The following is an 11,886-nucleotide window of genomic DNA, read 5'->3' as shown; positions in this document are numbered from 1 at the left end:
AAAAATGATAACTATTGTATTGAATAGAAAATAAATTGGTTTTGGCAACGTTTTTGATAATGTTAACCAAATCTTAAAAACGAACAGTTATGAAAATTTTTAAAAACTTATTATTTAGTCTTTTTATTATTGCTTTAGCTTCTTCTACAGCTAGCGCTCAAACCTCTACTGGTTTTGGGTTAAAAGGCGGGTTAAATTACAATGCTAATGGTGATTATTTTGATTCTGTAGGTGATAATGCTAAACATCCTGATAGAAATATTGGGTATCACATTGGGGTTTTTGGTAAAATAGGAACCAAACTTTACTTTAAACCAGAACTAGTTTACACAAGCACAAAAAGTGATTATAATGATGATAGCTTTAACATGCAAAAACTAGATGCGCCTTTACTTGTTGGTGCAAAAGTTATTGGCCCGTTAAGTGTATTTGGAGGTCCTTCTTTTCAGTATATATTAGACACCGAATTTGATGGGATTTCTATTAATGATGTTGAAAATGATTTTACTGTAGGTCTTAACTTTGGAATTGGGTTAAACTTAAACAAAGTAGGCATTGACCTAAGGTATGAGCGCGGTTTTAATGATAACGAAGCTACATTTATAAATACCAATTTAGGTGCTGTTGAAAACAGATTAGACACTAGACCAGATCAATTAATTTTAAGTTTATCTATTGTTTTATAAACTTTAGTTTTCAGTTATAAAAAAACCTCGCTAAAAGCGAGGTTTTTTTTATTTATTCTCTTTTTATTCTAAGTATTAGATTCTGTTTCTTCAGGATCTAAATATTTAGGTATACCGTTTTTACCAATGTCATTTGTAGGGTCTCCATCTTCATCAATATCTTCATATATTGTTGGTATACCATCTCCATCATCATCTGTATCGTAATAATCTGGTATTAAATCATCATCAGTATCATCATCAGTTGTTGGATCTTCACCTTCATCTTCATTAGCTAAAGTAAATTCTCCATCTCCATTTAAATCTTCTAAATAAGAAGGTACCCCATCACCATCATGATCATTTTCAGTAGTATGTATTAATTCAAATTTGAAAGCTATTGGCGAATATGATGAAATTGATGATGTAGCACTAGAAAAATAACCTAAACCAGATGGTAAAAACATTACACCTACACCAGAGTTAACAAAATCTACAGTGCCATCGTTATTTTCTACATAACTTTCGGCAACATTAAAATCTGGCAACACTTTTCTCCAACCAGGTACTAAGTTTATTAAATCAAATTCAACTGGGGTTACTGCACTATCAAACACTTCGTTATCTAATGTAAAACCTTCGTAATTCACTAAAACATTATCTGAAAATGTTGGAGAATCTTCACCTCCACCTTGGTTTAATTTCAATACATAAAATTCATAATCTGTATCTGCATAAACTGTTTTTTTAGAAACGCCTACAGCATTTATTAACAAAGAATCTGCATCCTCTGAAATTGTTAATCCCTCTGTGCTCTTTATTTGTAATTCTGAAATTTTCGGATTTGTGTTTCCTTCAAAAGCACTTTTGTTGTAGTAATGTGTTTCTAAATACTCAATAATAGAATCATTATCTACAATCTGTTGTTCTGCTCTATCTCTTATTTCTACTGTAACAGTATCATCTCCATCGTCATCTTTTTTACAAGACAAAAAACAAACAGACAAACACAATATACTCAAACAGATTTTCCCTAATTTCATATGAATTTTAAATATTGTTATTTTTGAGGCGCAAGATACAATTTTAATACAATCTTGCCCAATAACATTAACGTAGTTTTATCAATAATTATATGCGAATAGACAAGTATTTATGGTGCGTTAGGTATTACAAAACCAGATCTTTAGCTACAACAGCCTGCAAAAAAGGGCATGTAAGGGTAAATAATGAAATTGTAAAACCTAGTAGAGAGGTTTATCCGTTAGATATCATTGAGGTTAGAAAAAACCAAATAAACTATAAACTAAAGGTAAATGATATACCAGAAAATAGAGTTGGCGCTAAACTTGTTGATATTTACAGAACTGATACTACGCCAAAAGAAGCCTATGAAGCCCAAGAGCTTTTAAAATTTTCTAAAGATTATTATAGAAAAAAAGGAACTGGTAGACCCACAAAAAAAGATAGGCGTGATATTGATGATTATACTACCGAAAATGAGTAATTTTATACTTTAATTTTTACAATAATTATGACTGTTAAAAATAATGTGATATTAAACCATACAGAAATTAATCATAAAATACGCCGTATTGCATTTCAGATTTACGAGAATAATGTAGATGAAAAAGAAGTTATTCTGGCTGGTATAGATAAAAATGGATACATTTTTGCAAAAAAACTAAAAGCTGTACTTCAAAAAATATCAAACATCACCCCTGTTTTATGTAAAGTTAGTATTGATAAAAAGAATCCACAATCTGAAATAAAAACATCTATTTCTGAAGAAGATTATAAAAACAAATCATTAGTTTTAGTTGATGATGTTTTAAATTCTGGCACCACTTTAATTTATGGGGTAAAACATTTTTTAAACGTCCCTTTAAAACAATTTAAAACTGCTGTTTTAGTTAACCGAAATCATAAAAAATATCCTGTAAAAGCAGATTTTAAAGGCATTTCTTTATCTACATCACTTCATGAACATGTTAATGTAGTTTTAGAAGGAAAAGTTTATGAAGCTATTTTAGAGTAAAGTTATAATTTCTTCAACAATCTCTTCTTTTGTTTTGTTATCTGTAAGAATTTGATATTCTGCTTTGCTATAATAAGGAGATCTTTCAAATAAGTGCTTACCAATAAATTCTTCTAATTCTTCTTTTGTTTCAATATGGGCAATTAATGGGCGCTTAGCTTTTTTAAGAATTAGTTTTTCCGCTAATTTTTTAATTGATGCCTTTAAATAAATACTTGTGGCATTTTTGGCATTAACAATATGTTGCATATTATTACCAAAACAAGGTGTTCCTCCTCCAAGTGAAAGAATTATATTTTTATCATTTTTTAAAAGTTTTTGTAAATACTCCTCTTCTTTTTTTCTAAAATATATTTCGCCTTTGGTTTCAAAAATTTCTTTAACGCTTGCATTTTCTTTTTCTTCAATAAAATCATCTAAATCTACCAAATCATAATCTGTTTTTTTTGATAATCTCCTTCCAATTGAAGATTTTCCAGACCCCATATACCCTATTAAAACTATTATCATTTTTACGCTATAAATTGATTATTAAAAACATACGCTAAAGTGGTGCAAAAAAACAAAAAAATATTTAAAAAAAGTATTGTTTTATTAATTAAAGGTTCTATATTTGCACCCGCAAACGCAAAGAAGCCTTGCAAGACCGGGTAGCTCAGTTGGTAGAGCATCTCCCTTTTAAGGAGAGGGTCCTGGGTTCGAGCCCCAGCCCGGTCACTTTTAGAAAAACCATTAAATAACAAAACCTTGCTAATCTTATGATTTGCAAGGTTTTATAGTTTTTAAAGCATCATTTTATTTGATGTTATTTGGTTTTAAAAGTTCACAAATCGTCAACATTAGTTGAGTTAAAAAAAAATGTTGACGAATATCCGTGTAACCCGCTGATTATAAATAGTATAGTTGATTTGACTTTCGCCTATTATGTTTAACATTTTAAAAGACAACAACTATGCGTTCTTCAACAACATTCTCAGTCCTCTTTTGGATTTATACCTCCCGTGCAAAAAACAACCTATCCAACATTTATGCACGGATTACACTAAATGGGAAAAGAGCAAATCTGAGCTTAAAACAAAAGACAAACATCAACCTATGGGATCCCAAACGCCAAAAAGTTAAAGGCAACAGTAAATCGGCCAGAGAAATCAATTTCTATCTGGACGAAACCAAGTCAAAGATTGTACAGTGTTATCGAGACCTTATATCTCAAGAGCGAACCATTGATGTCGAATTGGTTAAAGCCAGATTTTTAGGAGAAGACAAAACAAAATACACCTTATCTGATATCATTGACTATCATAACGACACAATGGAATCTAAGTTGAGCAGAAAAACCCTGTGCCATTACAAAACTAGCCAAAAATACTTATTAGCCTACATTGAAAAAAAATATAACAAGGAAGATTTCTACTTACAAGAACTCAACTATTCCTTTGTGCTTGGGTTTGAAAGTTTCCTGAGAAACTACCGCCCGAAGCATTATCAAGGTAAAATAGGGAACAATGCCGTTATGAAACACATCCAAAGACTTCGCAGGATGATAACACTGGCATACCATATCGAATGGATAGATCGTGATCCTTTTGTAAAGTTCAAACCAACTTTAGAAAAAAAAGAGCGGGAGTTTTTAACCGATGAAGAGCTTCAAAGCATCATTAATTTTTCAACTGATATAGAAAGACTCGATGTTGTAAAAGACCTTTTTCTTTTTAGTTGCTATTCGGGAATATCTTATAGCGACATCATGTCACTTTCAGAAGATAACCTAAAGCAAGGAGTTGACGGAGATCTATGGATAATAGCTAAAAGAAATAAAACTGGGATACCTTTTAAAATACCAATCTTACCTTTGATTGAATCCCTAATTGAAAAATACAAAATTCATCCTCGAACACAATCTACCAATAAACTAATGCCTAATATTTCCAACCAACGCCTTAACAGTTATTTGAAAGAAATAGCCGACCTGTGTAACATCAAAAAGAATCTTACATTCCATATGGCACGCCATACGTTTGCCACGACAGTAACGCTTAGCAATGGGGTTCCCATCGAAACGGTTTCTAAAATATTGGGGCACACTAAAATATCTACTACCCAAATATATGCGAGAGTTATTGAGAGAAAGGTCAGTGATGATATGTTGAAGCTAAAAAATTTGTTAATAAAATAAATATGAATGAGAACAATAACGCTACTTAAAAACAGGTACATTCAACTTTTATTAGGTCACAATTCAACCAAAACTACAGAAATCTACACCCATGTAGCAAAAAGCAGTTTTAATTTTATAAAAAACCCATTAGATTTGTAAGAAAAATAATTATATTTACTTAAATAAATATAGTGTAGATAAACACAATTGTGTTTATCCAAACGTTGTGGTGCAATAGTTCATTTCGCAAGGACAATTTTTTCGGATTGTTACGAGAAGGTTAAGGAGTTTTCTTCTGATTAACTAAAGGGCGGACAAAGACTTTGTTAAAAAAGCCATATCCAGGTACTTTTCGATGGTATCGTGGAGAGGTTAGACTCTCCAAACGCTATCTCGTTATAAAGTACCTGACTAAGTTCGCAAAAAATTTTAACAAAGTCAAATTTGAAGCGGCATTATGTCTTGTTAATCAGAAGATAACGCTCATTTAGTTCCCATCACCGACGGATTATACACGGCAGTGTATATTCCATAGGTTCGGGTTAGATCCGAAAAAGTTGGGGATAAATTGCTACCGAAACTGAACTACTGTTCCTTTATTTTTTTACTTTTATAAAAACTAAATTAAAAATATAAAGCACACAACATGCTGTATAATTAATGGCCGCATAAAGCCAACGCTTAAACCAAGCCACTAACCATACAGCTGTACGTTGGCAATAATTTGAAAAATGAAATTCGATTCTAAAAAAATAGATTTAAAAATTTTTAAACTCAACAATACATTTTATGAGTTTAAAGACAAATCTACAATTGAAAGAATTAAATTAATCGAAGACAACCATCTTAAAAAATTACGCCTTAAATATGATTTGGATGAGCACCATAAACTAAGACCTGTAATAACACATTCAACTGAAGAAGATGGTTTTGAAATTTGGAGTTATTGTTACAATCAACCGAAAGACCAGTTTTATTGGAAACTGTTCCTGCCTGAGAAACTCAGCGAAGGACAAAACTTTGAAATAATAGAATTTTCTTTTGTCCTATTCATAAAATACAAATCAAATATATATTGTGTTATTGGCGGAAGTGGAATGAGTGTTATTAGAAAGTATATTGACCCAGATTTTGGGATTAACCTCTATCAACATTTTGCAAAACCAACTGAGGATATTTTGATTGAATTAAATGCTCGTGGAATAGCAAGTAATATTTCTCAGAAAAGACATACTTATAATTTAAATCAAACTATATCTGAAACGCTAGAATATTCAGAAATTCCAACAAAAATAAAACTTGTTCTTCGCAAAGAATTAAAAGATTCTGTTTTCAAAAAATACAAACTTGGTACAGATAGAACTCTTCTTGAAGTCGGGTCATATTTTTATTTAAGAAAAAGAATAAATTTTGAGGAGCTAAAACAATTAATCATTGATTTAGATAAAATCCTTAACGATGACAACTTCACCCAATTAACACTTTTCCGAAAAATAGACGATGAAAACTTAGTTAATGAACTTGATAAAGTTCTACAAAATAGAATAATAGATGATGTAATAAAATTAAGTACACCTTCTCGAAACACAATTCAAAAAGATATACTTGAAGTCGTTCATCCCTCTAAATTAGAAAGGTTCTATGAATGTAATAATTACATAATCAAAGCTAAATATTCTCGTGGTAAACACGATATTGAAGTTAGCGATAGACAAGAGCTTTATATAAAATCAATTGAGCATATTAATAACAATTCAGACGACCTAACAAATCGTTTTGAAATTGGAAAAAAACTTTTCACGCTTGGTATTGTAGGTCGTGTTAATGATAAAGAATTGACTTATGCCAATTTTTATGCTCATATAATTGCAGAAATTGAATACTTAAGTCAAAAATATTTTCGGATAGATGGGAACTGGTATTTTCTAAAAGATGAATTTCTTGAACTTATGAATTCTGATGCAATCGACTTTTACAGAAAATATGAACTAAAAGAAAATATCTTAAATAAATGGGAAGATGGAGATGATGAAGACACCTACAACTTAAGTCATAAAAATGATAATTACTACGTTTTAGACAAAGTAATTGACAGCAATATTGAACTTTGTGACCTTTTGATAATAAAAGATGATATAGCTTATTTTGTGCACGTTAAAAATGGTTTCAACACAAAAATGAGAGATTTATATGTACAGGTAATGCTCTCTGCTAAAAGACTTTCAACTGATATTAAAAATAATAAGTCTAGTAGTTACTTAAAAAAGACTTTACAAGCCTATAAAAAGATAAACAAGAAAAAGGGACTAGACGTCAAAGAATTAACTAGAAAAATTTTAGAAAAGGAATATGAGATTGTCTACGTTATGGCTTTTAAGAACAACTATAGAAAGTCTGATACCATAATTGATAAAATAAATAAGAGTAAATCTAATATTGCTAAGTATTCAATCGTTCAAACAGTTAAGGAAATGCAAAGGTTGAACTTTGGAATTAGACTAAAAGACATATCTGAAATTAAATAAAAACTATTGCCAACACCGTATATAATTTATTGCTTGTTCTAGCCTACTTACGAAAATCCTCGCGGATTTTCTATTCGGTTTTTATTTGCTAAATTAGGTGCTTAAACACGCAACAAACCATATACAAATACGTTACCAAACATAGTTTTACAAAAAAAACAGACCCAACAGATTTTCCCTTTTTGCTATTTTCTAGAAATTTAAAAAAGTTCGTTTCCTCTAAAAAAATTTAAATATTTCGGACGACGAACTACTTGCCTATTTGCTGTTTAAAACAGTAGTTTAATGGTCATTTACTTGCTAAAAATTTTATCGGACTTTTGGGCTCGTGTACTTTTGCCAGGGTCACTAACCGCCTAAAATAAAAAGCGAACGTGTTAGAAAAAAAAAAGCAAAACGCAACCAGTTTTCGCTTTTTAAGCTATTTTGCTTTTGTCTGGGCATAAAACTACGTTTGGTAACATGGGCTATAATTCATTGCTACGGATTTTTCCTGCGGAAAAATCCTGCTTTTTTGCTATCTTCGTGCTACGGCGGAAACAATCCTGCGGATTTTTTCCGCAACGAAACCATAGCCAAACCGTTGTGGTGCAATAGTTCATTTCGCAAGGACAATTTTTTCGGATTGTTACGAGAAGGTTAAGGAGTTTTCTTCTGATTAACTAAAGGGCGGACAAAGACTTTGTTAAAAAAGCCATATCCAGGTACTTTTCGATGGTATCGTGGAGAGGTTAGACTCTCCAAACGCTATCTCGTTATAAAGTACCTGACTAAGTTCGCAAAAAATTTTAACAAAGTCAAATTTGAAGCGGCATTATGTCTTGTTAATCAAAAGAAAACGCTCATTTAGTTCCCATCACCGACGGATTATACACGGCAGTGTATATTCCATAGGTTCGGGTTAGATCCGAAAAAGTTGGGGATAAATTGCTACCGAAACTGAACTACTGTTCCTTTATTTTTTTACTTTTATAAAAACTAAATTAAAAATATAAAGCACACAACATGCTGTATAATTAATGGCCGCATAAAGCCAACGCTTAAACCAAGCCACTAACCATACAGCTGTACGTTAGGTGTAATTTGGAAAAACGAAAACAATATGCAGAAATATATAGATGCAAATCCTGAATCTGGCAAGAAATTCTATCAGGACTTCCACAACAAAGGAAAAATAGTGATGCTAAACTTATTAAAGTTTCGAGAAAAAGCTAACTATAAAAATTTGGAACAGATAAAACCTAACGAAATAATTAGCGGAGAAGACGCTTATAAACTTTATATGAAAAGCACTTTACCTGAATTAAAAAAAGCAGGTAGTCGAATAATCTATTACGGAAAAAGCAACGGTTTTTTAATCGGACCTGAATCTGAAAAATGGGATGCAATTTTGATAGTTGAACATGAGTCTGTATTGAAATTTATGGAGTTTGCTCAAAACAAAGATTATTTAAAAAATGCAGGACATAGAACAGCTGGATTAGAAGATTCTCGATTGTTGCCTTCGACTGAAACAAAAAACTACACCTAACATTGTATAAAAATAATGCTTAAGTTTAATCCTAAATCTAAAGGCTAGTGCTTTTTTAGTCACTCCGATTTTCCTACGGAAAATCCTCGGACACAAAACCGCACTATTCTTATACGTAACCGTTAGCAGCAATTAAAAAAAACATATATGAGTGAAACAAAAGAAGCAAAAATTAGTATCTCAATTATTGAAGGGAAATTTGAAATTTCAGGTTCTGAAGAGTTTGTAAATAAACAAATTGAAAACTTTAAAGAAGTTATTACTAAAACATTAGAAAAGCCAACAAATGTAGTTGGTTCAAAAATGGAATCGCAATTTCCTGTAAAAGAAAAACAGATACAACAAGCTGAAAAACAATCAAAAGTACAAGATGACAGTTATTCTCATATTTATGTTGTAGATGATGAGAAGATTCGAATCATTTGTGATATTCCCGGAAAAACTGCTGCTGAAAAAACACTAAATACAGCATTAATATATGCTTTTGCAAAAAATAATTTAGGCATTGAAGAAGCTAATGTTGGAGAGATAAAAACAGTTTGTCAAAATCACGGATTCCTAGATAAAGTTAATTATTCAACTCATATTAAAAAAGGAGACCCCAAATTATACTTAGACAAAGGCTCTGGAAAAGAAAGAGCGATAAAACTTGTAAGACCAGGAATTAAAAAAGCGAAGGAAATAATTGAATTAATTGTAGCTGATTAATGAGTAAACTAACTGCATTTTCGGTTCTTGAAAACAAATATGGTTTAGAATTAGCTACTAAAACATTAGATGCGTACAAAGAAATTGAAGAAAATTATTTTTTAGAAAAATGGAAGCCTAGTGAATTGGATGCAGGTCATTTTGTTGAATGTGTGAGACGAATAATTGAATGGGAATTATGTCCACCACATACGGATTTTAGTAGTAAACTATCAAATTTTAGCGATAATGTACTTAAATCATATGAACAAAAACAAGGGAATGAGAGCTTTAGAATGCTAATTCCAAGAACACTAAAGTCTGTATATAATATTAGAAATAAAAGAGGTGTTGGACATATAAAAGACATTTCACCAAATAGAATGGATGCTACATTTATTCTATTTTCAGTGAAATGGGTACTAGCCGAGATTGTTCGTTTGGCTTCTAATTTAAGCATTCCAGAAACTCAAATACTTATTGATAATATTGTAGAAAGAAAACTCGATATTATTTGGAAACATAATGGTACTACTCGAATACTTTACAATAAACTAGTAGCTAAGGAACAAATTTTAATTCTACTTTACGAAACTAGTCCTCTTTCTTTTAATTCATTAATAAATTCTATTGAGTATAAAAACAAATCAACATTTGAAAAGATTTTGAAAAAAATGCATACTGAAAGGTTAATTGAGTATGAAAATGATTGTATGCTTTCACCAAAAGGAACTATAGAGGCAGAATTAATAATTAAAAGAGTCAAAGAAACTGGAAGATAACTGCTGCTAACACGGTGTATAAAACATAGCTAATAAATGCTTAACAGAAAGGTTTGTGTATATTTAAAAAGTCCGCCAAATTTTTAATTTGGCTTTTAGAAACTGAAAAATTAAAAACAAAATATAAAAATTCGGCTCTGTGTTAATCCGAAAAGTTAGTGTCTTTTTACACGCTACGTTTCATACACAAGTCCGTTCTACACCATTTGAAACAAACATTGCAATTAAATGAAAAACTTACTTCTGATATTATTATCTGCTTTCCTAATTTCATCTTGCGGAAAAAATCGAAATGGACAAACATCGATAATTAATGAAACAGAAAGTTTAAACGAAAATTCGGAATTTAGAATAATCAAAGACACTTTTGAGTTTTCAATAAATGGAGACTTAAGAAAAGTAGCTTATTTTAATGATAAGTATTACTGTATGTTTGAAACAAATCGCGAAAACACTTCAAAAGAATTAAAGAAAATGATAGTACTCGACAAAAATGGAAATTTTGTTGAGGACGTTTTTGTTCCTGGAGGAATACAGAATATGATTTACTATGACATAAGAATAGAAAATGATAGTTTATTTCTTCAAAGAGCACAATTTGATGAAGAGAATTTTGTTTTAGGAAAATACGTTGCGGATTTTCAACCAACAGAAACAAGAGCATTTAAAATTTTCGAAGACGAACAATTTAACGTTTATTCAACTTGTCGAGGAGAATGGGGAGGAACGGTGTTTTTTCAAGACAAAAAAACAAATGAACTATTTGAAGGTTCTTCAACTTGTCCTACAGTTGTCAACAAAATAGGAAAGGAATACTTTGTTACAAACTATATGGGACATATGATAGGATTTGCAAGTGTCAATAAAATTTCAGACCCAAGAAAACTCGAAAAATCAAAATGGGATTTTAAAAGACGTTTTGGAAGTGAAAATCAAACAGGAATTGAAAAAGTTCTTGACACAATGGGTTTTTATATTCCGACTTCCTTTGTTTCTAAAAACAAATTAATGCATATTTATAATGATAATAACGGAACTTATATTGCTGAAATTGAAAATGGAAAAATGAAACCAATCTACACTTTTGAATTTAGGTTTTATCCTCAATTCAATCAACAATTAGAAAACGGAAAGCAAGTACTTACTTTTGAGGTTGCAGAAAGTGAAAAGGATGGAATTTTACTGATTGATGGAAATAAGTTGAATTTTAAATTCTTGAGATGAAATAAAAACGGTGTAGAACAACGTATATAATCCATTGCTAGTGAGAGCCTACTTACGAAAATCCTCGCGGATTTTCTATTCAGTTTTTATTTGCTAAATTACGTGCTAAACCACGCAACGCATCATATACAAAACCGTTGGCAACAAGCTACACCCGTCCTGAAATATGTATACACTAAAACAAATGTTTATGTATAAAAATGACGGATATGTAAGACGCTATAGCGAAAGCTTTAAACTCAAAGTTCTTGATGAACTTGCTAAGGGAAACCACTC

At 30.9% G+C, this 11,886-nt stretch carries 12 protein-coding genes and 1 tRNA gene; 11 read left to right on the top strand and 2 right to left on the bottom strand.

Going from position 1 to position 11,886, the window contains the following annotated elements; translation table 11 throughout:
* Positions 1-89 precede the first annotated feature (89 nt).
* Positions 90-686 (top strand): outer membrane beta-barrel protein, encoded by a 597-nt coding sequence (locus J1D01_RS16750; protein WP_421151669.1) that lies wholly within the window; start codon positions 90-92, stop codon positions 684-686.
* A 68-nt stretch (positions 687-754) separates the two neighbouring features.
* Here the strand turns inward: J1D01_RS16750 and J1D01_RS16745 are convergent, their stop codons facing one another.
* Positions 755-1,708, bottom strand: coding sequence for an FKBP-type peptidyl-prolyl cis-trans isomerase (locus J1D01_RS16745; protein WP_421151668.1), 954 nt, complete (start codon positions 1,706-1,708; stop codon positions 755-757).
* 92 nt (positions 1,709-1,800) lie between these two features.
* Here J1D01_RS16745 and J1D01_RS16740 point away from each other — a divergent pair, with 92 nt between their 5' ends.
* Together J1D01_RS16740 and J1D01_RS16735 are read left to right on the top strand one after the other, a co-directional pair.
* Positions 1,801-2,172, top strand: a complete 372-nt coding sequence (locus J1D01_RS16740) for an RNA-binding S4 domain-containing protein (RefSeq protein WP_421151667.1) — start codon at positions 1,801-1,803, stop codon at positions 2,170-2,172.
* A gap of 27 nt (positions 2,173-2,199) precedes the next feature.
* Positions 2,200-2,703, top strand: a complete 504-nt coding sequence (locus tag J1D01_RS16735; protein ID WP_372938167.1) for a phosphoribosyltransferase family protein — start codon at positions 2,200-2,202, stop codon at positions 2,701-2,703.
* Here the strand turns inward: J1D01_RS16735 and J1D01_RS16730 are convergent.
* Complete coding sequence (locus tag J1D01_RS16730) at positions 2,695-3,213, bottom strand: shikimate kinase (protein ID WP_421151666.1); 519 nt, start codon at positions 3,211-3,213, stop codon at positions 2,695-2,697. The two genes, J1D01_RS16735 and J1D01_RS16730, sit on opposite strands and share 9 nt — an antisense overlap.
* Before the next feature lie 134 nt (positions 3,214-3,347).
* On the opposite strand from J1D01_RS16730, the gene J1D01_RS16725 reads away from it, so the two are divergent.
* From J1D01_RS16725 to J1D01_RS16690, 8 genes are all read left to right on the top strand, one after another.
* A tRNA-Lys gene (locus J1D01_RS16725) sits at positions 3,348-3,420 on the top strand.
* Positions 3,421-3,655: 235 nt separating this feature from the next.
* Positions 3,656-4,879, top strand: coding sequence for a site-specific integrase (locus J1D01_RS16720; protein ID WP_421151665.1), 1,224 nt, complete (start codon positions 3,656-3,658; stop codon positions 4,877-4,879).
* A 6-nt stretch (positions 4,880-4,885) separates the two neighbouring features.
* Entirely contained in the window at positions 4,886-5,020 is a 135-nt protein-coding gene (locus J1D01_RS16715; RefSeq protein ID WP_421151681.1) for a hypothetical protein, read from the top strand.
* A 572-nt stretch (positions 5,021-5,592) separates the two neighbouring features.
* Positions 5,593-7,386 carry a DUF6119 family protein gene (locus tag J1D01_RS16710; protein ID WP_421151664.1) on the top strand — a complete coding sequence of 598 codons (1,794 nt, stop codon included), beginning with the start codon at positions 5,593-5,595 and terminating at the stop codon, positions 7,384-7,386.
* 1,102 nt (positions 7,387-8,488) lie between these two features.
* On the top strand, positions 8,489-8,917 hold the full coding sequence (locus tag J1D01_RS16705; RefSeq protein ID WP_421151663.1) for a DUF1330 domain-containing protein: 429 nt from the start codon (positions 8,489-8,491) through the stop codon (positions 8,915-8,917).
* Between the two features lie 147 nt (positions 8,918-9,064).
* Positions 9,065-9,625 (top strand): hypothetical protein, encoded by a 561-nt coding sequence (locus tag J1D01_RS16700; protein WP_421151662.1) that lies wholly within the window; start codon positions 9,065-9,067, stop codon positions 9,623-9,625.
* Positions 9,625-10,386 (top strand): hypothetical protein, encoded by a 762-nt coding sequence (locus J1D01_RS16695; protein ID WP_421151661.1) that lies wholly within the window; start codon positions 9,625-9,627, stop codon positions 10,384-10,386. The genes J1D01_RS16700 and J1D01_RS16695 overlap by 1 nt, the downstream gene beginning before the upstream one ends.
* Before the next feature lie 228 nt (positions 10,387-10,614).
* The gene (locus tag J1D01_RS16690; RefSeq protein ID WP_421151660.1) at positions 10,615-11,610 is read left to right on the top strand and encodes a hypothetical protein; all 996 of its coding nucleotides are present in this window, start codon (positions 10,615-10,617) and stop codon (positions 11,608-11,610) included.
* The last annotated feature ends 276 nt before the right edge of the window (positions 11,611-11,886 follow it).

It is taken from the genome of Seonamhaeicola sp. NFXS20 (assembly GCF_049132085.1).
Classification (GTDB): Bacteria; Bacteroidota; Bacteroidia; order Flavobacteriales; family Flavobacteriaceae; genus Seonamhaeicola.
Note: the sequence above shows the minus strand (reverse complement) of the source record. Positions and strands in the feature narration are given on the sequence as shown.

Bases quoted from the DNA above. Each gene is read 5' to 3' on its own strand.
- J1D01_RS16750 (WP_421151669.1), top strand. From the start codon at position 90: ATGAAAATTTTTAAAAACTTATTATTTAGTCTTTTTATTATTGCTTTA.
- J1D01_RS16745 (WP_421151668.1), bottom strand. From the start codon at position 1,708: ATGAAATTAGGGAAAATCTGTTTGAGTATATTGTGTTTGTCTGTTTGT.
- J1D01_RS16740 (WP_421151667.1), top strand. From the start codon at position 1,801: ATGCGAATAGACAAGTATTTATGGTGCGTTAGGTATTACAAAACCAGA.
- J1D01_RS16735 (WP_372938167.1), top strand. From the start codon at position 2,200: ATGACTGTTAAAAATAATGTGATATTAAACCATACAGAAATTAATCAT.
- J1D01_RS16730 (WP_421151666.1), bottom strand. From the start codon at position 3,213: ATGATAATAGTTTTAATAGGGTATATGGGGTCTGGAAAATCTTCAATT.
- J1D01_RS16720 (WP_421151665.1), top strand. From the start codon at position 3,656: ATGCGTTCTTCAACAACATTCTCAGTCCTCTTTTGGATTTATACCTCC.
- J1D01_RS16715 (WP_421151681.1), top strand. From the start codon at position 4,886: ATGAGAACAATAACGCTACTTAAAAACAGGTACATTCAACTTTTATTA.
- J1D01_RS16710 (WP_421151664.1), top strand. From the start codon at position 5,593: ATGAAATTCGATTCTAAAAAAATAGATTTAAAAATTTTTAAACTCAAC.
- J1D01_RS16705 (WP_421151663.1), top strand. From the start codon at position 8,489: ATGCAGAAATATATAGATGCAAATCCTGAATCTGGCAAGAAATTCTAT.
- J1D01_RS16700 (WP_421151662.1), top strand. From the start codon at position 9,065: ATGAGTGAAACAAAAGAAGCAAAAATTAGTATCTCAATTATTGAAGGG.
- J1D01_RS16695 (WP_421151661.1), top strand. From the start codon at position 9,625: ATGAGTAAACTAACTGCATTTTCGGTTCTTGAAAACAAATATGGTTTA.
- J1D01_RS16690 (WP_421151660.1), top strand. From the start codon at position 10,615: ATGAAAAACTTACTTCTGATATTATTATCTGCTTTCCTAATTTCATCT.